Source organism: Streptococcus sp. 27098_8_51, assembly GCF_041432205.1.
Classification (GTDB): domain Bacteria; phylum Bacillota; class Bacilli; order Lactobacillales; family Streptococcaceae; genus Streptococcus.
The window spans coordinates 309,849-331,331 of sequence record NZ_JAPVZE010000001.1 but is presented as its reverse complement, the minus strand read 5'-3'; the positions used below and the strand labels follow the sequence as shown (position 1 = coordinate 331,331).

The following is a 21,483-nucleotide window of genomic DNA, read 5'->3' as shown; positions in this document are numbered from 1 at the left end:
CCAATCGTTGATATGAATTCAGTTTTAGCAGTGAAAGACAAACTTGTTTCTACCTTCTACTCTTTCGGTTGTGAAAAGACTTCAATATGCTGGCCCAGTACCTTAATCTCTACAGGTAGATTATCCGACTTATCGCCGTCAACATCTGACTCCAATTCACTATCTGAAGAGATCTTAATATTGCACGCTCTGATATATTCAATATTATCATTGCCAACAACATCCCCTTTTAGTAAATCAGGAATGACAGATAATTTAGAGAATAGAGAAGCATCTTTTAGAATCAAAATATTGGCGTAGCCATCCTTGTTTTCTTCAAAGATTTTCTTATCAGCGAAGTAATTTGTCAAGAGAACCAAAACATGACTCGCTTCACCATCATAATTTCCATTTTCTGTCTCAACCTTAATGTTAAAGACCTGATCCGTCATGACAGACTTCATGGTATTTACAGCATAGGCAAGGATACCAAATTTTGTCTTATCTTCAATTTCAACATTGTGAATCGCCTCAGGCAGAGAACCGATACTAAAGATATAACCAAAATAGTTGTCATTCGCTTTACCAATATCAATCTTATTGGTTAAATTAAAATCGAGTTCATCAATCGCGCCATCGATGTCTTGATTGATTTCCAACAGTTTGGTAATGAGGTTGCCCGTACCGCCAGGGATAATACCTAACTTCGGAGTGTAGTCTCTCTCAGCAATACCCGAAATGACTTCATTGACAGTCCCGTCTCCACCGAAAACAACCACTGCATCGTACTGCTCACGAGAAGCTTCTTCAGCAAAATGTGTCGCATCCAGCGCTTTTTCGGTTATTTTGGTTTCCACATGCTCAAAATAATCTTTTGCCTTATTCTCCAGCTTAACCTTATAATCCAAAGCCTTTTCCCCACCAGAGGTAGGGTTGATAATTAACATTGCTTTTTTCATTGATAATACTCCTTTAATAGTTACAAAAATTCTAGTAACTAATTATATCACTTGAGTTACGTAAACGCCATCCAAATGCTTGAAAAATCGAATCAACTAACTAGAATAGAGATGTTAATCTGTCAAATAAAACACTCAACTTTTTAAAAATTCTTTAGACTTCTGTACGATATAGAGCTGTTCATCTTCTTGAGAGAGTTTCTTAAACAACTCATTCGCCCTAGTCATATCTCCTTTTAATTTAGAGTTCAAGGCTTGATAGTAAGTGATTTCCAATTGTTGATATTTAAATTCGTTTTCCAAGTCTTCAAAATAATCATTGGATTGATGAGCAATTGTTAAATCGTATAGAGCAAGACTCACGTTTTTTGTTCTCTCAGCTAGAGTTGGATCTGATATGGACATTTTATTTAATATAAGATCAAGCTGGTCCCTGGTCAGGTTAGGGTTTGCAAGAACTGTCGAGCGAATAAGATAACTTTCTAAGAAATCCCTATATTTCGGCTTCAGTTTTTGATCAGTCATCGCTTCAGAAGCCTCCTTAATGGCAGCATCGAAATCACCAATCATATAGGAATACCCAACAGATGTTAGCGTCACATCCATTTTTATAATAGCTCTTTTTGCAACTTTCTTCAATTCAATGTATTGCTTCCAAGATGGTAAATCTAAGTCCATATACAGTAACTTAGTACCACTCCTTACATACCCTCTTCTGATTAGAGCAATGAAAAGAAATAAGAGTGCATTTATGAATAAAATACAAAGGGTTTGAATAGTCCTATCTTTCACCATCCAAGCTACAAAAAGAATGAGAAGAACAGCCAAAAAAATTACGACTTTTCTATAAAATCCATATTTCTTGCGTATTTCTAAATAATTCATTTTTACTCCTTTTCTAACTCACAATGCTGCATTGTAAGAGCTGTCTTGAACTTTAAATGAGTCGCTCACCACCCAAATACTTTCTGAATTGATTTAATACCTGAATCAATACTATTTCCAATATCATTTATTCTATATTTTCTCAATCTTTTCAACCTCAATTTGACCATGCTTGTATGGATGAGCGATTGGAAAACTTCCTAGAGTAAACATGAAAAAGAATAACGATATGATTCCATTGATTACCAAAAAAGCCCCTTCTGTTCCATTATTCAAACCAAGAAAGAAAAGTAAACAAAGGGCAATTGCTCCAACCAAAGGATATACTCCTCCGTTACTTTTTTTAATAGTTGTAAAGGTCACTGTGTATTTATTGCTGTTTTGAGGAATCCATTTATCTGCTTTATTATGGGATAACTTTAATGAAATCAGAATTGCAAAATAAGAAATCAGCATAGAAATTGCAAAGAGTAATAACTTTAATAATATTTGCTCGCTAATATTATTGTGAATAAAAAATTTTTTCAGCGCATCATAGCTAACCTTGACGATTGGTTGAACGATAATGGCTCCCATTGTTGCACTTACAGGTCTGCTAGGTTTAATTTCGAATTGGTTATTATTCTTTTCAATCTCCACCATGTCCACTGTAATCGTATCTGTTTTTATTCCCCAGTAATAGCTCTTGGGGCTTATAGTACTTGTATCCATGACATACTTCTTCGATTCTTGTTCTATCTGAACAATTTGAAAGCACATCATGCTTGAATTTTTAAATTTTAATTCCACATTTACCACTCAAATACTTTCTGAATTTTATTATAAGTTACATTATACCTTTTTCACTTCTTTAAATTCTAGGTATTTCTTTTGATAAGCATAAGTCAATGGAATAACGCCAGATTCAATCCAAATAAATAGATAGGCCAACAAACCATTCAACACTAGAATTGCAGCTTCTGTTCCATCATCTTCTCCCATATAAATAGAGAAAGCAATTGTATGTAAAATGAGAAATAGATAGGCATGGAATTGTCTTTTTTTCTTATTATTCTGAAAGATTATTTTAAACCTCTTCTTTTCCTGCGATAAACGACTTGAAATTTCCTTCCTTGATTTGATTAAAATACTTTGATAGACAATATAAGCTACCAAAATAGATATAGGAAATAAAGATACTTTTAAATATAGATTATGACTAATATCATAATATCTAAAAATTGATGTTACTACTCTATACAAAAGAAGGCTAAAACCAATAGATACCATACGCATTCCTGAAGGACCCATCTTAATTTTTTTATCAAAATTTTTATTCTGACTATCGAGTTCTATCAAATCAACTTCAAGAGTTTCAGGGGAAAGTCCCCAATAATAACTCTTTGGTGTTGTGGAGTTGGAATCAAGAACGTACTTTTTCTCTCCCATCTCTAACACATCAAAATAAGCAACATCTAATCCTCTAAAATTAATTTTCACATTTACCACCCAAACACTTTCTGAATTGATTTAATACCAGAATCAATACTATTTCAGACTTCCTTGATACCTGCATCAATTTTACTTCCAACTTTTTTGATAGCTGAATCAATGGTGCTTCCTATTTCCTTAATACTCTTATCCAGATTGTCCCCCATCTCATTTGTTATAGTTTTAATCCTCATAAAGTTACTATAAATTATAACTTCTCTATTCTATCAAAAATAATCTCTTGCTTTTCGTAACTTTCTCGGAGTGGTAACATACCTAAGATAACCGTAAAGAAACCCAAAAATATAATACTGTTAATGATAAGGATAGAGGCCTCTGTCCCATTATCAGTAAATATATAAAACCCCAAACATCCTATAACCATAACGAAAAGAATAGGCAGAAGTTTATACAGTTTTAACTGACGTTGTGGTCTTGCTAATTTGAAAACTATTTGATACTTCGTTTCTTTACTTGAAAGTTTTTGTTGAAGATTATGACGAACCACAAAAGCAATGAACCTGAAAGTAAGATAAGCCAGGGCAATAAAGAGGACAAATAAACCCAATTTAAAAGAAATATTATGGCTAATGTCATAACTCTTAAAAGCATTCGTAACAATCCCATAACAAGCTCCGCCTATTGCTACACCTATTCCAATACCAATTGATTTACTCATTGTTGGAGCCACACTCTCAAAACGTATATCTCTTTTATCTAACTTTAAGCATTTAGCTGTGATTTCACTGGGAAGATAACCCCAGAAATAAGTTTTAGGGCTAATGCTAGTCATATCCAAAAGATATTTTTCTCCTTTAAATTCTACAATTTTATGAAAAGTTTTATTTGTTTCTTTAAATTTTAATTCCATATTTACCACCCAAACACCTTTAAATACTTCTTTTCTAATTCAACACTACTTTCGATAATACTGGAGACATTTCAACTCGGCGATTACTCTTTTCAATTTCGTTCATGGAAACCTCATTCTTTTTCAAAAATAACACTACTAATTTGCACAATCTTTTGATTAGATTTTAGTTGAATAGTTACTCTATATATAGTTGAGCTAGAATGATTTACTAATACTATACATGTTGTTTCCTCTGGTAAATCATATTTGCTTTTTAGATGTTTATAGAGGTCAGAGTTATTTTCTGGCTGATATACAATCTCACGAAGCTCTGTTTCTGCACTCTTAAAGGTCTCCTTTACATCTAAAGAAGTAAAGAATTCTCTTTGTACCACTAAATTAAGAATTTCTTCATCATATAAAGGAGTTACCTCCGACCCATAATTTAACTTCCCATTAGAATATGTAACCGGAACAGTTTTGTTATCCTCGCCAATTGTTATTGTATAATCACCTTTAATATCAGCTTGAGTGATATCTAAATCTACTTCGTATTCTTTTACTTCATCTTGATTTTTTATATAAATTCTACTAGTGTATGCCTTTAATCCCGTAAAATCTTTCTTGTCTTGTTCTAAAAATTTAAACATAGGTTCAAACGTTTTTTCAAATTCGTACTGTTCTTTTGTTCTGTTTTTGGGAATGGTCTCACCACCCAAACTACACCCATTCAGTGAAAATAGTGATATCAGTATGATGATCAAGGCAGAAAGCCATAATAAATGCTTATATTTTTTCATTTATATCTCCAAAAATAAAAAGTCTAAAACTATTATAGCATGAACATACTGGAAATGGCTTTCTATAACCATTTAGATTCATTCATAAAATACATTTAAAGACAATTGACCTATTGATAGGAAAACTTGATAGTTTAAAAGCTTTGACCTTACTCTTGTGCAAAAAAGACATTCAAGAAAATCTTAAATGCCTGTATAAATAGTGTACCAAGGATATTGCTTGTTAAACTTCTCCTAACCAGGATCGACATCAAGAAATCTTACCGTATAGCCATTATCGGTATATAGAAACTCTATTTGCAATCTCATATCTACTAATTCAGAATTTGAAGTCAAATCATAATCAACAGCAAACCCAGTCTGGTCATCATAATCATAAATCTCCAATTGAGAATACTCGTAAGGCGGATTGAAATGACATTCCACACCATACTCATCAATCGTGTCAAAATCATTCAATTCCAATGTCTTTTCAACATAACCAAAGAATTCATTTAAATCATCAATCTCTGATTCGTCGACATAATTCATAATGTCTTCATATTTTTTCAGATGAATAGCGGTTAAGATATTTGAGACAACCTCTATAACTTTTTTCTTTTTATAGTTTTCATCTTTCTTTATATACTTATCAAGTAATCCCATATGCTCCACCTTTCTAATCAGCTACATAATCATTTTTTTGCTATGTAAAGCTCCCATCTCCTAATAACATCCTTTAATGGCTCATCTAGATAGGAATAGGCCTTTTCCTTGATCCAATCAGGAATACCGTATGCTGCCTCAGCTATACTTCCTGTAATTGCTGCCAGTGTATCACTATCGCCACCAAGTGAGATGGCGTTTCTTATCGCATCTTCGAAATCTGTACTTTCCAGAAATGCAATAATGGCCTGAGGAACCGTTTCCTGGCATGTTTCGTTGAAATGGTATCTAGGACGGATTTCATCTAAAGTTTGGGATAAATCATATCCGAATTCCTTCTCTATATAATCCTTGATCCGTCTTTTGCACTCTGTGGGATTATCCTTAATTGGTTGCTCATAATCCCCACAATAACCTCCAAAGAAATATCTACACATAAAGATAGCATCTGTTGTTGCCATAGCGCCTTTGATCCCTTCCGGATGATTATGGGTGACCTCTGCAGAAAGGCGTGCAAGATTTCTAGTTGATGGCGTCATACCAGTTCTCGCACAAAAACCGCAGTCCATGACCCAAGCACATGGAGAAACACGCATAGCAGATCCATTTCCAAAGCTATTATAAGGCTCACGATTGTCACTATTGATCCAACTACTAAACCGAGCACCGTAGCCCGCATCGGGATACAACTTGCCGTATTTCTTCATAGCATCAATAAAGTCATCCTGGTGACCACCATTCATAATAGCCTCAGCAACTGCGCAGGTCATGACAGTATCATCTGTAAAAAAGCAGTCTTTCCGAAATAATGGAAAGTCTTTCGTTTTGATATTGTTCCATTCATAAACTGAACCTACAATATCTCCAACTATTGCTCCTAGCATGGTATTCCTCCTTACAAACTATTAGTTTAGACTGACATTTCTACTTGACATACTCGTCTATTTTATCAGCATATTTAGTTAAAAGATTCTTTGAATAAATTTTTGCATTACTTGAATTTCTAACTTCTTTCCAAAGAATAGAAGCTACTTTTAGTTTATTCGAGTAATTGCGACTATTTTCGTCTGCACAAAAGTCTTTTAGAAATTGATTCCATTGACAAACCGAATGATCATACTTGGCATAATCTGAATTTCCATAATAGACTTTTAGCATATCTTGGATTGTGAAATTCAAATCATTTTCTTTTTTTACTTTTCTCCAAGCTGTAGCCATATCAGCAGTAAATTTAAAGGGCGAAACACCTGTTAAAGTTGAGAAATATTCTCTAAAGTGTGCATTAAAGGAGAATCCACATTCAAGTAAGGGCGAATCTAAGGTAACGACTTCTACTTGTTTCTTTTTCCTTTTTATTGATGATTTTTTAATCAAAATACCCTTAAAGTACTGCTCAATAATATCATTGAGTTCCTGTTTTGTACCTCTATATTCAAGTCCTAATGACCTGCATATCTGTGAAAGTTCATCACGATACCAATAGTATTTATTAAACTCATCAAAGGATTTGATTGTATCAAACTCAGGTCTGCTCTCTATCAATATTTTACCTCCTTAAAACCAATCTAGTTTTCATCTTAAAATAATTTTTTTGAGGATTAACTACGTTTCACTAACAAACTCACACACTCAGAGGTTCGGACTTACCGTATCATCCGTGAAAAAACAATCCTCACAAAATAAAGGAAAATCCTTCGTTTTGATATTGTTCCATTCGTAAACTGAACCTACAATATCTCCAATAATTGCTCCTAGCATGGTATTCCTCCTTATGGCATATCAGATTCGTTACACATTTCTAATGAGTCACTCTTTAAAAATGGCACCACCAAATCAATCCACTCATAAGGCAGGTAAGCTGATAAATAACCGTGGTTATAGCCCTTTGCTTCATACAAAATTGTGTTTGAATGTAGCTGATGAAATAATTTCGCTGATTCTTTCACACAGTTCAATTCTTTTTCACCATAGATATACAGAACCTGAGCCTTGCTAGCAGAAATCATATCTTTCAGCTTGTAACATCCCATATAGTTTTTGTAAATGGTCACCAATGTTTTGATAGGCGTCCTTGGCAAATCCTCCAAATAATAAGCTTTTATTTCCTCTGGATAAGCCAGTTTAGGATAGAATTTGTTCATCATGCTTAACTGAATTTTGCAAGAGAATTTATTGAACATCAGTTTACCAAATAGAGACACTAGAAAGATGCTGATTTTAGCTATCCTTGGTTGAGGAATGCAGAGGCTTCCATCTATGATGGCCTTCTCAGCAATTTCACTGTCTAAAGACAAAAGCTCCATAGCAATTTGACCACCAAGCGAAACACCACCGATTGCAAATAATTTCCCACCACAGTTTGCTTTGATATAGTCTAGAATCTCCAAAGCAGAATCTTCAGTAGAAACATAATCAAGTTGATATTCCTCGCCGTGGCCATTCAAAGTGGGTAGAATAATACGGTATTCTTCTGACAAGATTCGTGCTTGACGAAGATAATTCCACCAAGAACTTCCACCACCATGTATCAGTAAAATAGGAGGCAAATTCTTATCACCAAATTCATGGAATTTCATGTTTAAACTCCTTACTGTAGAACTTTCACTAGCTACACCCATGTTTAATCAGCTCGTACAAGTAGTGATGTCTCATCAAATAGAAAAGTCTCTAACATTGATTATCTAGAATGACCACACGTTACTTTCAATAATGGATATCCTGATCTAAATTTTAAAATGTTGTTTCCTTACTAATTCTATTACTCGCCAATATAGTATAAATCAAATAACCAATAAAAATGATAATAAAAATAAGATTAATTTTTAACACAAAATAGAGATTTAACAAATTTGCGAATGCATGAAATAATACACAGTATCCCACAGATTTCGTTTGACGGTAAAGAAGCCCTAAAACAAAACTTAAAAATAATGTATATATAAAAAATAAAATAAAAGGAAATCCTTGATGACTTTCTCCAACTATAAACCATAAAGGCAGATGCCATATTCCCCAAATTGATCCTACAATCAAATTAGATTGCCAATAAGTATATTTTTTATCAAGTAATGGTTGTAATATTCCTCTCCATCCTAATTCTTCATGTCCACCACCAAAAAAAATTAGTTGTATAAAGAATAATGGCATCAGATAAATTGATACTCCGTTTAATTCTAAGGAAGATACAGAAAATAGTATCAAAATTGCTAACATATGATAAATGAAATAAATACTACTATTTTCTATCTTATTAAATAAAAAATGTTTAAATTTTATATTATTACTTTTTAAATAAAAGCCACTTGCAATAGCTGGTCCAAGTGCACCAACTATATGTAATATTCTTCCTATAAATGTCTCTAATCCCAAAATATAAGATTGTGTAAATATGGCAAGAAGCCCCCAAGATATATAAGTAATTCCAAATGTAAAACAAAGATAATTTTTTAAATTCCTTTTATCAATTTCTGTCATTTTTTTCTTCCTAATCTTGATTATTTTATGAATAATATTTTTACTGCTTCTTAGTTGCAATCGATTATAACTACCTATATTCTATCATAAAAACACAAAAAAGCCTTACAATCAAGGCTTTTCACTATTCATTTCGTCAATACTTTAGTTTCGTAGATTCAGATTCGCATGATTAAAACTAGTCAATTTTCTCAATAATGTTTCCAAGTCTATCCAATACAAGACAGGAATGATCATTTAGTGGAATTATGGGAACACTGACGAGTTCTTCTGCTCTATCCTTATTAGCTTTATCATTCCAGGAATCATAATGGACACTAATTAAAAACTGACTAAAGAGTCCTAATCCATTTTTTATCTTTATCTGATGATCTGAATTATCATTAGGTGAGACATAGACTTTTTCTCCTAATAATAGGGCTCCTGCAGAAAACCCTATAACTTTTGCCCCTTTATTAAGCATATGATCGATATAATTCTTGAACTCCTGATTGACATAAGTAGCTATATATTTTTCCGTATTTCCTCCACCAATGATGATTAGATCAGCATCTAAATAGCTATCAAAATCAATCTGCTCAGTGTCCAAAAGTAAGTAATCAGTGTTTAGATTAGGAAATTGACTTTGGAAAACTCCCGTGTACTTTTTCATATAGGGTTGCCAATTATCTCGAAAAACTGTAAAAATAACAATTCTTTCAATCTTGCTTGATAATACAATTTTATCAACAATGCTATATTTCGTTATTGGGGGATTCCCACCCATCAAAAAAATTTGTTCTTTCAAGTTAACACACTTTCTAAAGAGACATAAAATTTAAACAAGTTTATTCACGTTTATAAATTATAATTTCTTCTTAAAGTGAATAATTCTATTTGCCTCCTGAAATCCAATATTGAGATGAAATCTTATAGAATCCGTATTCGTTAAAGTACAGTCACTTGCAAATTCCTTACATCCTTTATTTTTCGCCCATTCCTCACATTTTGTACAGAGATTTTTAGCAATATCCTTTAAACGATATTCCTCGTCAACAATAATCCCTTCTAAGAATCCAACAGGACTATATTTACAACCTTCAACATAATCAAATCTGAGTGAACATAGTGCTAGACCTACAATTGTGTCACCTTCAACTTCAGTAAAGATTGCAGTATTTTTGCCATTCGTATATTTTTTTACTTCATCAAAAGCTTCTTTATCGGTCAATTGGGGCCATAATTGTTTTATTAATTTAGCCGTTTTTATAGAATCTTTTGTTATTCCATCCATATTGATGTTCCTCCGCAAATTACAAGCAAATGTTTCGAATCATGCTGTTACTTTGTTACTCATTGATTGATACCAATACCATCCCCTTCTACTTTTCGACTGTATCAGATCGGACGAGCAGAGCTACACACTCAGCGGTTCGGACTTACCGTATCATTTCGTCGGTTTCCCTCCTCATTCTACGAGTCCTATCATCTACTTCTACTTCGCTGATGCCTCAGCTCGTACAAGCAGTGATACCGCCTCAACATGTGCTGAGAGCTTTCTTCTATACTAATAGACGAAAGGGTGTGAAAATGATTTTTAAATGATACTGTGGAACGGAACAGTAGCCCTAGTATTGACTACTGTCGTTTCTATTCATATTGGCTATTCTAGGACTGAGATGAAAAAATCTATAAATGCTCAGAATAAAATTGAACCCGCAAATCTCCCCAAAACAATGGTGAGTCATGTACTTGTATTATTCCGAAAAAATACACCTCTGGTGCAGTGAGACAAATTGGTGTATCTTATAGTGGCTTCGTAGATGAAAGCTATACTCTACTATCACTCTTTGATGATGTAGAACAAATTGAAAAAGATAATAGACTTCAGACAGCTATTGATGTTGTCAGAGAACAGTTTGGTTTTTTAGCCATACAAAAAGGAACCGTCCTAACTGAAGGTTCCAGAAATATTGAACGCAGTAAACTTATCGGTGGTCATTCCGCGGGTGGATTGGAGGGATTAAAATGAAACAAGAAAAAAATACAGTACAATTTTCAGAAATCCGTAGCAAAGGATGTAATGATATTGAAATGCTTGAAAGATTTTTACATGGAATCGTTGAAACAGCAACTTCAAAACTTCGTCAGAGAAAACTCAAAACAACTGAAATATCGATACGACTAGTACATGCTAAATCTGAAAACCGATTACCATTGGAATTTACATTTAGCATTAAGCCAACAAGCTCATCTGTGATAATCTATACTGAGGTAATCAATCGCTTTAAAGAATGTTACACAGGTGGGGGAATTCAAGGTTTTACGATTCAATTTGATAAAAATACCCTTGCCTCTGCATAGAAAGGATTTGATATGATTGACCGTTCATATTTACCATTTCAATCAGCAAGAGAGTACCAGGATACAAAGATGCAAAAATGGATGGGCTTTTTCCTATCTGAACATGCATCAGCACTCTCTGATGATACAAACAAAGTAACGTACATGTCTGACTTATCACTAGAGAAGAAATTATTACTCCTCAGTCAAGTATACGCCGGGCAGCTACGCACACGCATTCAAGTGATTGAAAAAAACAAGCGTGTTTCCTACACTGGAACAATACCAAGTCTGACCAAAGATTTCATTTTGATAAAAACTACAACAGGTCACATCAATTTGAAATTAAAAGACATTATTAGTATTGAACTTGTCGAGGAGGTGCTCTATGAATCAGCTTGAGTTTCAGCGTAATCACCTACAAATGGACTATTATAGCGAGAGCTACCAAGATTTTGAACGTGACTTCTACCGCTACTCTAACATGAATATTCCATTGACCTTCCTAACTGATGATATCCTAAAAACAATGGCGACTTCACGTAAGAATTACTTTGTCCTCAATAAGGAAAAGTCCAGAGATAACCGCGATCACTTCTTCATATTTGAAGTAAGTACCGTAGATGAGAATCCGCTAATCTATCATTATACATATAAGAAAACTACAATATATTTAGCAGAAAAATAGGAGCAGTTCAATTGACTGTTCCTATTTTTAATATTCATAAAATCTAAAGTCTTTATACTCTTTAACAATGGAGTCGCCAACCAGAACAGACTATACTGACCAGCGACTACCTTAAATTTAATGTTTCAGATTTATTTTCTTATCTCTAATTTCATAAACTACATCTGCTACATTTTCGAGTAATCGTTTATCGTGGGTGATAAACACGATAGTTCCGGTGTACTCCTTCATTAGTATTTCCAAAGCCTCTAAACTTGGTATGTCAAGGAAGTTACTGGGTTCATCCATTATTAGGATGTTATATCTACCCATGAGCATTTTAGCAAGCAACAATTTTATAATTTCTCCACCGCTTAAAACAGATAAACTTTTTCCAATATCGTTCTGTTTGAACCCCATAGATGCTAGCACTGAACGAATTTCTGATATATTGTAGTCACAATCCTTCTGCATAAACTCCATAACATTCTGATTACTGTTGTACTTGTAACCATTCTGTGCAAAGTAACCTATTTTTGCCTTAGGCGAAATAGAAATTCCTTCTTCATGGTTTAAGATCATTTGGATTAAAGTTGTTTTTCCGATTCCATTACCACCAGTTAACGCCACTTTTGCTCCTAACGGAATTTGAAAAGATGCATTTTCAAACAGAGCCTTATCCCCAAATACTTTATTAATTTCTGCACCGACTATAGGGTATGGATTATGGAGCTCCAATGCTTTACTTTGCCTGAAACGAATTCTGCGAATGCCTTCCGGAGCTTCTACTTTTCCTAAGGCCGCAATCCTGTGCTCTAGGGTTTTAGCAGCATTATACATCTTTTTTTCCTTACTTCCTATTGATTTTTGATGAGCTAAACGCCCTCCGTCTTCAGTACTTTTTTTCTTTGAAGAACCTTTTGCCTTCTGTTCTATTTTACGAGCCTGTTTTCGCTTTTCCTCCGCAGCCCTTTCCAATCGGGCACGTTCCGCAATAAATTGTTCGTATTCTGCAGCTTGGCTCTTACGTTCTTCCTCTTTCTGACGAAGATAATCAGAATAGTTTCCCCAATACTCAGTGATTTTGCCATCTTTCAGTTCCCATATTTTATCTACTATTTCATCAAGAAAATAGCGGTCATGGCTAATAACTAACAGTGCACCTGTAAAATATTTTAGCTGTCCTATTAGAAAATCAATTCCTTCACGGTCTAAATGGCTCGTAGGTTCATCCGCTAAAATACCATGAACCTGTGCCGATAAGGCCTGTGCTATTTTAAGCCTTGTTTCTTCACCACCGCTCATAGTCTGTATATTTAATTGCTCAACACCTAGCTTGCCTACAAGTGCAAAATCTTTTTCCTCCTGCAGAGTTACTTCGTCCAACTGGGGAATATAGGCAAGTTCACCCAGACGATTCATTTTACATCCTGGGGGAGTTAATTCTCCTAAAAGTACCCTGAGTAAAGTGCTTTTTCCAGCACCATTTGCTCCTACTAAACCAATACGGTCATAATCATATACTTCTAATTCATTTATATCTAAAACATCGCGTCCTTTGAATTCCACACGAATGTCTTTTGCTTTTAATATTAATTCCATAACATTTCCTCCTGTCTATAATCGCATGCTTTCATTTGCTTGTATGCAGGGAAAACCCTGCGATTTTAGCAGGAAGAGTTACATGAAAATAAGATACATAAATATTCCTCCAATATTGTTTATTTTAAATCTAATTTTCTAACCTCAGTTATCATTTGGCAAACTATAGCAATGCCAATAATTAAAATACCTGATAGTAAAAACCAATGATTTACACCGATTTTATCAGCAAAGAATCCAGAAAGAATTAACCCAATTGGCATAGCAAGTGACATGATACTTCCGATCAAAGAAAATACACGTCCTAAATATTCAGGCTTAATTTTCTCCTGAAAAAGAGCTGTTTGCACACCGCTATAAAATGGCACCGAAAGCCCCATTATTGCACAGCAAACTACGAATATTACAAATCCATTTGGAGGAAGTATTCCCGAAACGGCTAAACTGGTCCCCATTATAAAAAATGAACTTGTTATTAGTAATACATGCTTTTCGAAGCCCCCTAATCTTCCTAATAATAAGCCTCCTGCTAGCATCCCAAATGCAAAGGAAATTTCCGTAATAGAAATATGCACAGGCGTTCCATTAAAGTGTTCCATGCTTATTAAAGGAAATAGTGCATTGATTGGCATATAAACAAAAGTATATAGTGTTCCTAAGAGTAATAAGGCAAACAATCCTTTGTTTTGTCTCAGAACCACAACTCCTTCTTTCATCTCCCTTATGAAATTTGGTTCTAAACTTTGCACTTGATTACCCAGCTTAGGTATACGTACAATTGCTACCGTAATAGATGCAATCACAGCACCCAATACGTCGATGGCAATAATAGCATTTAAATCCCAAACGGAGTATAAGAGTGCTGCAACTGCCGGACTAACAATATAGCTTATAGACTGCAAAGACTGACTATAGCCTGCGCATTTCGTTAGCTGTTCTTCTGGTACTAAAAGTGGTGTAACCGCATTGAGTGCTGGGGTATGAAAAGCTGTTCCAATGCTACGGATAAACAATACTATCATAATCATCCAGACAGGTAGCTCCATACAGAATGCAACAATAGCAAGCACTGCACCAGCTGCTGCGATAATTAAATCGGCACCAATCATTATCTTCTTCCTATCATGACGATCCACTAGCACACCAATGGCAGGTCCCAAAATCGCATAGGGTAAAAAACCTACTAATGAAGCCATAGACAAGACCATCGCAGATCCTGTTTTTTCTGTAAGGTAAAAAATAATCGCCATTTGCAGGATGGCACTAGTGATTAATGATACTGCTTGCCCTGCCCATATTGCATAAAATTTTCGTTTCCAATTGTTGTATTTTTCCATTTATATTATCTCCTGCATATTATTTTGCTTGAATTTCTATTTTGAATAGCATTCTAGGCAATAAAAAATGCAGGCCAAACCCCACAATGTGGCTTTTGGTCTGCATACATACAATTTGGAAACATTCATATTAAAGACATAGTTAAATAAAGGTATAGTTAAATAACCAATATCCTCACCGTAACTAATGAATGCTCAATATCGTATAAATAAGCACAACAAAAAAGCCTATCATCGGGTATAGATTCTGCTTTTTTTATTGCCAGCTTATCTTAAACGCATTGAGGCTGTCATAGTTTCGGTTCCTCCTACATCTTTGTTTATATCAATTTATAGTATAACACAACAAGATGATATGTTCAATATAAAAGTTATGGAATGAGACTCATACTTCCAATTCGATGCCAGATTTAAAGGATATGACGAAGTTTTCTTCATAGACTGTAACGCTCTGGATTATCTTCCTTAGTAGCAAGCGATTAGCTTTCACAAAATCTTCTGTTTGTAGTTTTAAAAATTCATCAGGATTTTCTAACTCAACCTCAAAATATTTCATTTTACATTCCCTCATTTCATTTATTGATAAATTGAGTTTGCAAAAAAGAGTGGACAATTTTTGTCTACTCTTAACCTTTAAAATAGTTTTTTTTAATCGATTTGAAGTTGCCTAAATTATTACTTATTCGGTAAAATGAAGTATTGCTTTCAACAGATTTCCTTCAACTACACTTCACTTGATTCAAACAAGGTGGGTACATTTCTATTCCCACAAACTCCTTGTCAATGGAAACAAACACGTACCCACAGGGTAAATGGAAATAGAAACTGATAATTTCTAGCTATCACTTCTACTCATTCCAAAAATTTTCTCACTCTGATACTTACCCACCATAAAGCAAAAAGCCTTGCAATCAAGGCTTTCATTATCCCTTTCGTTCAAAGGTTTCTAAGCTTTTACGAGCAGAGCGACACACTCAGCGGTTCGCTATCTCCGTTCTGTCTGCGTGCTAGCACTTGTCAATCACGGACAGCTATCGCATGGGCAGATCATCTACTACTACTTCTTCGCTGATGCCTCAGCTCGTACAAGCAGTGATACCGCCTCAAAATGATGTGTTTGTGGGACTCAAAAGGTTTGGGGAACCTTTTGAGGATTAGCTACGTTTCACTAACAAGCTCACACACTCCACATGGTGCGTTTGAGGAAACAAGTCAACCGGTTGCACTTTCTTCAATTCATAGCCCAACTCTTGGTAGAGTTTGATATCACGCGCCATGGTTGCAACATTACAGGAGATATAGGCGATGCGGTCAGCTCCTGTTTGGGCGCTTGCTTTTATAAAGCTTTCAGTCAAGCCCTTACGTGGTGGGTCGACTAGGATGGCGGTTGGTTGGATGCCTTCCTTAAGCCAATTCTTCATGGCGTTTTCTGCTGTATCACAAACATAATGAGCATTGGTGATACCATTTATACTAGCATTTTTCTGGCTATTCTCCACGGCTTCTGGAATCACTTCAACACCGTAGACTTCCTTTACATGTTTCGCAACAGACAATCCAATCGTTCCAATTCCTGAGTAAGCATCAATCACCACATCATCTCCTTTTAACTCTGCAAAGTCAATGGCTGTTTGATAGAGTTTCTCAGCCATTTCTGTATTGACCTGATAGAAGGCTGGTCCAGATATTTGGAAGTCATTTCCCAACATTTGGTCGGTAATGTAGTCTTGACCATAAAGTGTTCGCCAGTCCTTACCGAAAATAGCATTGGTATTTCGGTCATTGATATTTTGCATGACAGAGACAATCTCTGAGAACTGCTTGATAAGTTGTTCAATCAACTGTTCCACTCGGAAAATTTTAGGACGTGTAGTCACTAAGATAACCATGATTTGTCCGGAATAGTGCCCGCGACGCACCACAAGATTCCGAATCAAGCCAGACTGTTCCTTTTCATCATAAGGTTTCAAATCATAGCGACGAAGCAAATCTCGAAGAACTACCACAACTTGGTCAATGACAGGATCCTGGATGAAGAAATCTTCAAGGGGCATAAGGTCGTGCGAATTTTTACGGAAAAAACCAGTTTCCAGGACACTATTCACTCGACGAACGGGCACCTGGGCCTTATTTCGATACTTGACAGGATTCTCCATACCAAGTGTTTCAGCGACCTCTACATCTCTAATGCCAGCAATTTTGTAGAGACTGTCTTTGACTTGTTTGGTTTTAAAATTGAGCTGCTCTGGATAGGCAAGATGCCCCAAATCAGCGATACCTGAGCGTAGATAAGCTAGGTCAAGGTCTTGGTTACGATGCGGAGAATGTGTAAGGTATTCTTCAACTTTCCCGTAGCCAATCTTTTTATTGACCTTAAGGACTCGCATGAGGATTTTCTCAGTTGGTAGAGCATTTTCTACAAAGAAAACCAAACCTTCTACCTTAGCAACTCCAGCACCTTCATGGGTCAAATCGACAATTTCAACTTCTACAATATCATTTTTCTTTAGCATATTTTTCACTTTCTATCGGCCGACAAAAAAAGACGGCAACATTTCTGTTACCATCTATTATATCATGAAATGACCTAAGCACCAAAACTCTTGAAAAAGTTGACAATGGCTTGCCAAAGGGAGCTAAAGAAGTTACCCCCGTCTTCTAGCGCTTTATTGGCATCAAAGTTGAGGTTGATATTTTTAAAACTATCTCCAGCTTGAGAGACAATGCTTTCCTTGAGGTCATTTAGGGTTTTAGTGAAATCAGCATTATTCAAGATGTCGCTCTTTGAGAGATTAAGGGCAAAATTGATGATGATGTTGACCTGGTTTCCTGTTATAACCTGATCAAGTTTGTAGTTTTTTAGTGTGTCTTCAACGATTTTGCGAACATCTTCTTCTGTCAGATTGCCTTTTGCTTCTTTTGCCTTTGCGATTCCTGCCTTGATATCTGCCAAAGCGACATTGAGTTTATTGGCATCGTAGCCTGACTTGTCCTTGTTTTCAGCATTGATATCTGATAAGGCTTTTAGCTCCTCTTGGGCCAAGTCTTTATTGGCTTGCGGTACTTTGGCACCATTGGCTTCTAACGAGTAGTAAATCCCTGCAAGAGCACTCTCTCCTGTAACTGGAATAGGAGCTGCAACTGTGATTTTGGCATGTTCCACTCCCAGTGTCACTGCTGCGTTACGGTACATATCCTGCGTCACCTTGGTGATATTTTCAGGCGTTTCAATCTTAACCTCTAGAGGCGACTTATCACCTAGCTTTTGAATCTTAGCTGACGAATAGAGCTGTAGGCTAGCATCATTAGCCACATTCATAATTTTCGAATAGATATCAGGTGTCATGGTTTTGATATCTTTGGTGTCTTTTGATGCGTCATAGCCAAGTTTGCTAAGAGTTTGGTTTTTCTGGTCTTCAGATAGAGAAGAACCTAGGACATATTCGGGTTGTACATAGGTTTCATCGATTACTTTTTGAACATCAGTTGCTGCGTGGACACTCGTCATAGCTGTTACGGCCCACAATACTGCAGCACTTGTTAGAAAGAATTTCTTTCTCATGGGGTATTCCCTCCTTTACCCTTCTAGGTTAATAAAACAATCTTAAAGAAAGCTTATAGTGAAAAACACCTGGTCAAACCAGATGTTTAGAAGAAATTAAAGAATTTCATGATATAGAGATTAAAGCGAACCTGTCTCGAGTAGTAATAATTTCCACCATTTTCATAGAGTTCGGCTCCGTGAAAGATAGAAATAGGGTTGATATAGGTATAGGTCTTCCCTGTAGTATTACCAAGGATTGGAGCGACCGTTTCTCGGGAGTAACGCTTGGCTAGGGCCAGAGTATTTTCCTTGCCATTCTGAGCGATAAAGTCGATATAGGCAGGTCCAAAATTATAGGCTTGAACAGCGGTCCAGACATCTACTCCTTTGCTCTGTGCCAAATAGAGATTATCTGTTAGTGTCTGAACCCCTTGGCGAATACTAGAGGCATCGTCTTTGATGGTATTGGTAGCGCCACTAGCAGACTCACTAGACTGCATGACATCCCGCTCTTTTCCCTTCGTTTCCGTATAAATCATGGCGAGCACCAACTCTTCATTGGCTGGAGTATCTCTTTCGCTCAAGATTTCTCGCACCATGGGTTGGTAGGTCATGACTTGTTTAACATCCTGATGGATATGATAAGCTTTGTATCCTGCGAAAAGGAAGACTGCTAGCACAAGCACTCTTCTTATAAATTTAAACATTATTTACTTTGAATATCCTCGATATTTTTGATTAAGATAGAATAGGTTCCATTGTCATTTTGGATAAACTCAACAGACTGCGCATCTTGATAGACGTTATTGGGAACGATGAGTTCAATTCCATTTGACAAGGAAAGTTTTTGATTTTCAAATTTCTTGAGCTGACGACTGGCATCAATTTCATCAAACTGGACTGGTTCTGGTACGGCTTCCTTGACTTGGTCGATAAAGCTCAAACGAGCTGTCAGATTGTTGTCAAAAAGGTCATTAGCCAATTTTTCAGGTGACAGTTCATTGCTTTCTTCAAGATTGTTGAAAATCGCTGATTTGACCTTGGATTGAAATTGAAAATCATCTGTGTTAAAGGACTCTGCAATTCTCTGGGCCGTTTTTTCCAGTTCCTTGATGGATTTTTTTGGCGAAATCTTAGGTGCAACAGCTAGGAGATTTTCTGAAAAGTAGTTCAAAAAAGTCCCATTGTACTTGATGCGTTTTTCGATGAGATGGTACTTGCGGCTTTGAAGATTGACCACCAAAGCCTCATCAGCCCCCGTTCCAAATCCAGGCAGGTTATTCTGAGTCAGCTTGATTGGATTATCAACTTCTCCACCGAGGTGGATCAAGGTCTCGCGCAGGGCAATTCGCAAGAAAGCAAAATGTTCAACGCCTTCTTTAGAAAACTGAACAAAAACCAAGTCATTGGTCTTGAGATTTTCAGAAATGCTAAACTCCTCTTTCCAGAGATTAGCCAGTGTTACTGATGTCTCCACCAAATCGTCTGTGATGTGATTGAAGAAGGGATTTTCTTCTTCGAAAATCCCAGTCTTAGCTTCATCTGAATACACACGTTCAATTTTTTTACGCAGGTATTCCTCGATTTTTGGAGTGATATTGAGAAACTTATCCGCTAGAAACAGCTCGGTTTCATCTGGGCTGAACTGATGGATAATAGCTTTCTTAATATAAATGTCCATAAAAGTATTAGTCCTCGTATAGTGGGAAGGCATCTGTCAATTCTTTGACCGCACTTCTCACTTCTTCTAATACAGCCTCATTTTCTGCATTTTTAAGGGTTTTAATGATGAGTTCAGCCACTTTACGGCTTTCTTCTTCACCAAATCCACGTGCAGTGATGGCTGCTGCTCCGATACGAATTCCACTTGTCTTGAATGGTGACAAGGTTTCGTATGGAATTGAGTTTTTATTTAGGGTAATATTAACTTCATCCAGCAAGTTTTGAGCCACTTTTCCGTTTTCTACAACCTTAGTCACATCCACTAGGAAGAGATGATTTTCAGTACCACCTGAGATGATACGGAAATCAGGGTCTTGCAAGAAGACTTCAACCATAGCCTTGCTGTTTTTGATGACATTAGCAGCATATTCCTTGAAGGCTGGGTCCAAAACTTCTTTGAATGAAACCGCCTTAGCAGCAACAACATGCTCTAAAGGACCGCCTTGAATACCTGGGAAAATAGCTGAGTTGATTTTCTTAGCTAGGTCCTCATCATTTGTCAAGATCAAACCACCACGCGGTCCACGAAGAGTTTTGTGGGTCGTTGTTGTAGTGATATGAGCGTATGGTACTGGGCTTGGATGAAGTCCAGCTGCAACCAAACCAGCGATATGGGCCATATCGACCATAAGCTTAGCCCCAACAGCATCTGCGATTTCACGGAATTTTGAGAAGTCGATAATTTGAGAATAAGCTGATGCACCTGCTACGATTAGTTTTGGTTTTACTTCTTGGGCTTGTTTCAAGATTGCATCAAAGTCCAAGAGTTCCGTTTCAGGATCCACACTGTAAGAAACAAAGTTGTAGGTTTGACCAGAGAAGCTAACTGGAGCTCCGTGGGTCAAGTGTCCACCTGCTGCCAAATCCATCCCCATAACGGTATCACCTGGCTCAATCAAGGCCATGTAAGCCGCACAGTTGGCTTGGCTTCCTGAGTGAGGTTGGACATTGGCGAATTTAGCACCGAAAATTTCTTTTGCACGTTCAATAGCTAGAGTTTCTACCACGTCTACTACATCAGTTCCACCATAATAACGACGTCCTGGGTAACCCTCGGCATATTTGTTTGTCAAGATAGACCCTTGAGCTGCCATAACAGCCTTGGAAACCACGTTTTCCGAAGCAATCAACTCGATATTGTTTTGTTGGCGTTCTTCTTCTTTGGCAATAGCATTCCAGAGATCAGCATCGTATGCTTTAAAATCGTCTTTGTCAAAAATCATA

Annotated in this window: 27 protein-coding genes; 4 read left to right on the top strand and 23 right to left on the bottom strand. The window is 36.2% G+C overall.

What is annotated here, in order from left to right; translation table 11 throughout:
* Positions 1 to 56: 56 nt before the first annotated feature.
* From O3622_RS01620 to aac(6'), 15 genes are all read right to left on the bottom strand, one after another.
* Entirely contained in the window at positions 57 to 938 is an 882-nt protein-coding gene (locus tag O3622_RS01620) for a diacylglycerol kinase family protein (RefSeq protein WP_371606924.1), read from the bottom strand.
* Positions 939 to 1,073: 135 nt separating this feature from the next.
* On the bottom strand, positions 1,074 to 1,823 hold the full coding sequence (locus tag O3622_RS01615; RefSeq protein WP_247920666.1) for a hypothetical protein: 750 nt from the start codon (positions 1,821 to 1,823) through the stop codon (positions 1,074 to 1,076).
* Positions 1,824 to 1,955: 132 nt separating this feature from the next.
* Positions 1,956 to 2,612 (bottom strand): hypothetical protein, encoded by a 657-nt coding sequence (locus O3622_RS01610; protein WP_227232355.1) that lies wholly within the window; start codon positions 2,610 to 2,612, stop codon positions 1,956 to 1,958.
* 42 nt (positions 2,613 to 2,654) lie between these two features.
* Positions 2,655 to 3,311 (bottom strand): DUF443 family protein, encoded by a 657-nt coding sequence (locus tag O3622_RS01605; RefSeq protein ID WP_000248558.1) that lies wholly within the window; start codon positions 3,309 to 3,311, stop codon positions 2,655 to 2,657.
* A gap of 44 nt (positions 3,312 to 3,355) precedes the next feature.
* A complete protein-coding gene (locus O3622_RS01600) occupies positions 3,356 to 3,487 on the bottom strand; it encodes a hypothetical protein (protein ID WP_303407869.1) in 132 nt (43 codons plus the stop codon).
* Positions 3,488 to 3,501: 14 nt separating this feature from the next.
* Positions 3,502 to 4,164 carry a DUF443 family protein gene (locus O3622_RS01595; RefSeq protein WP_000420676.1) on the bottom strand — a complete coding sequence of 221 codons (663 nt, stop codon included), beginning with the start codon at positions 4,162 to 4,164 and terminating at the stop codon, positions 3,502 to 3,504.
* Between the two features lie 113 nt (positions 4,165 to 4,277).
* Positions 4,278 to 4,946, bottom strand: coding sequence for a hypothetical protein (locus O3622_RS01590; RefSeq protein ID WP_000760101.1), 669 nt, complete (start codon positions 4,944 to 4,946; stop codon positions 4,278 to 4,280).
* Positions 4,947 to 5,180: 234 nt separating this feature from the next.
* On the bottom strand, positions 5,181 to 5,591 hold the full coding sequence (locus tag O3622_RS01585) for a hypothetical protein (protein WP_000523681.1): 411 nt from the start codon (positions 5,589 to 5,591) through the stop codon (positions 5,181 to 5,183).
* Between the two features lie 29 nt (positions 5,592 to 5,620).
* Complete coding sequence (locus O3622_RS01580; protein WP_371606923.1) at positions 5,621 to 6,475, bottom strand: ADP-ribosylglycohydrolase family protein; 855 nt, start codon at positions 6,473 to 6,475, stop codon at positions 5,621 to 5,623.
* Positions 6,476 to 6,515: 40 nt separating this feature from the next.
* Positions 6,516 to 7,133: an SAP domain-containing protein gene (locus O3622_RS01575; RefSeq protein ID WP_070838600.1), complete on the bottom strand. Its 618-nt coding sequence runs from the start codon at positions 7,131 to 7,133 to the stop codon at positions 6,516 to 6,518.
* Positions 7,134 to 7,220: 87 nt separating this feature from the next.
* A complete protein-coding gene (locus O3622_RS01570) occupies positions 7,221 to 7,349 on the bottom strand; it encodes an ADP-ribosylglycohydrolase (RefSeq protein WP_080980654.1) in 129 nt (42 codons plus the stop codon).
* Positions 7,350 to 7,360: 11 nt separating this feature from the next.
* The gene (locus O3622_RS01565; protein ID WP_371606922.1) at positions 7,361 to 8,167 is read right to left on the bottom strand and encodes an alpha/beta hydrolase; all 807 of its coding nucleotides are present in this window, start codon (positions 8,165 to 8,167) and stop codon (positions 7,361 to 7,363) included.
* A 154-nt stretch (positions 8,168 to 8,321) separates the two neighbouring features.
* A complete protein-coding gene (locus tag O3622_RS01560) occupies positions 8,322 to 9,065 on the bottom strand; it encodes a CPBP family intramembrane glutamic endopeptidase (RefSeq protein WP_049489667.1) in 744 nt (247 codons plus the stop codon).
* Positions 9,066 to 9,243: 178 nt separating this feature from the next.
* The gene (locus O3622_RS01555) at positions 9,244 to 9,852 is read right to left on the bottom strand and encodes a Type 1 glutamine amidotransferase-like domain-containing protein (protein WP_062123212.1); all 609 of its coding nucleotides are present in this window, start codon (positions 9,850 to 9,852) and stop codon (positions 9,244 to 9,246) included.
* A gap of 57 nt (positions 9,853 to 9,909) precedes the next feature.
* Positions 9,910 to 10,338, bottom strand: a complete 429-nt coding sequence (gene aac(6'), locus O3622_RS01550; protein ID WP_049479811.1) for an aminoglycoside 6'-N-acetyltransferase — start codon at positions 10,336 to 10,338, stop codon at positions 9,910 to 9,912.
* A 492-nt stretch (positions 10,339 to 10,830) separates the two neighbouring features.
* Here aac(6') and O3622_RS01545 point away from each other — a divergent pair, with 492 nt between their 5' ends.
* The 4 genes from O3622_RS01545 to O3622_RS01530 are packed head-to-tail and all read left to right on the top strand — an operon-like array spanning position 10,831 to position 12,075.
* Entirely contained in the window at positions 10,831 to 11,076 is a 246-nt protein-coding gene (locus tag O3622_RS01545) for a hypothetical protein (protein ID WP_001813542.1), read from the top strand.
* Entirely contained in the window at positions 11,073 to 11,408 is a 336-nt protein-coding gene (locus tag O3622_RS01540) for a hypothetical protein (RefSeq protein WP_000806926.1), read from the top strand. The genes O3622_RS01545 and O3622_RS01540 overlap by 4 nt, the downstream gene beginning before the upstream one ends.
* 12 nt (positions 11,409 to 11,420) lie before the next feature.
* Positions 11,421 to 11,789 (top strand): hypothetical protein, encoded by a 369-nt coding sequence (locus tag O3622_RS01535; protein WP_000567222.1) that lies wholly within the window; start codon positions 11,421 to 11,423, stop codon positions 11,787 to 11,789.
* The gene (locus tag O3622_RS01530) at positions 11,776 to 12,075 is read left to right on the top strand and encodes a DUF5960 family protein (protein ID WP_001072467.1); all 300 of its coding nucleotides are present in this window, start codon (positions 11,776 to 11,778) and stop codon (positions 12,073 to 12,075) included. The genes O3622_RS01535 and O3622_RS01530 overlap by 14 nt, the downstream gene beginning before the upstream one ends.
* Positions 12,076 to 12,192: 117 nt before the next feature.
* Here O3622_RS01530 and msr(D) read toward each other — a convergent pair whose 3' ends face one another.
* The 8 genes from msr(D) to glyA all read right to left on the bottom strand — a co-directional run bounded on the left by msr(D) (position 12,193) and on the right by glyA (position 21,482).
* The gene (gene msr(D) / locus O3622_RS01525) at positions 12,193 to 13,656 is read right to left on the bottom strand and encodes an ABC-F type ribosomal protection protein Msr(D) (RefSeq protein ID WP_000420313.1); all 1,464 of its coding nucleotides are present in this window, start codon (positions 13,654 to 13,656) and stop codon (positions 12,193 to 12,195) included.
* Positions 13,657 to 13,775: 119 nt separating this feature from the next.
* Positions 13,776 to 14,993 carry a macrolide efflux MFS transporter Mef(A) gene (gene mef(A), locus O3622_RS01520; protein ID WP_000417519.1) on the bottom strand — a complete coding sequence of 406 codons (1,218 nt, stop codon included), beginning with the start codon at positions 14,991 to 14,993 and terminating at the stop codon, positions 13,776 to 13,778.
* Positions 14,994 to 15,378: 385 nt separating this feature from the next.
* Positions 15,379 to 15,549, bottom strand: a complete 171-nt coding sequence (locus O3622_RS01515) for a hypothetical protein (protein WP_000873143.1) — start codon at positions 15,547 to 15,549, stop codon at positions 15,379 to 15,381.
* A 598-nt stretch (positions 15,550 to 16,147) separates the two neighbouring features.
* Positions 16,148 to 17,506 (bottom strand): 23S rRNA (uracil(1939)-C(5))-methyltransferase RlmD, encoded by a 1,359-nt coding sequence (gene rlmD, locus O3622_RS01510; protein WP_371606921.1) that lies wholly within the window; start codon positions 17,504 to 17,506, stop codon positions 16,148 to 16,150.
* 74 nt (positions 17,507 to 17,580) lie between these two features.
* Complete coding sequence (locus O3622_RS01505) at positions 17,581 to 18,555, bottom strand: DUF1002 domain-containing protein (protein WP_038805297.1); 975 nt, start codon at positions 18,553 to 18,555, stop codon at positions 17,581 to 17,583.
* A gap of 86 nt (positions 18,556 to 18,641) precedes the next feature.
* On the bottom strand, positions 18,642 to 19,244 hold the full coding sequence (locus O3622_RS01500) for a lysozyme family protein (protein WP_004240129.1): 603 nt from the start codon (positions 19,242 to 19,244) through the stop codon (positions 18,642 to 18,644).
* Positions 19,244 to 20,218 (bottom strand): nucleoid-associated protein, encoded by a 975-nt coding sequence (locus O3622_RS01495; protein WP_038805298.1) that lies wholly within the window; start codon positions 20,216 to 20,218, stop codon positions 19,244 to 19,246. The genes O3622_RS01500 and O3622_RS01495 overlap by 1 nt, the downstream gene beginning before the upstream one ends.
* Before the next feature lie 7 nt (positions 20,219 to 20,225).
* The gene (gene glyA / locus O3622_RS01490) at positions 20,226 to 21,482 is read right to left on the bottom strand and encodes a serine hydroxymethyltransferase (RefSeq protein ID WP_038805299.1); all 1,257 of its coding nucleotides are present in this window, start codon (positions 21,480 to 21,482) and stop codon (positions 20,226 to 20,228) included.
* Position 21,483: the final 1 nt, after the last annotated feature.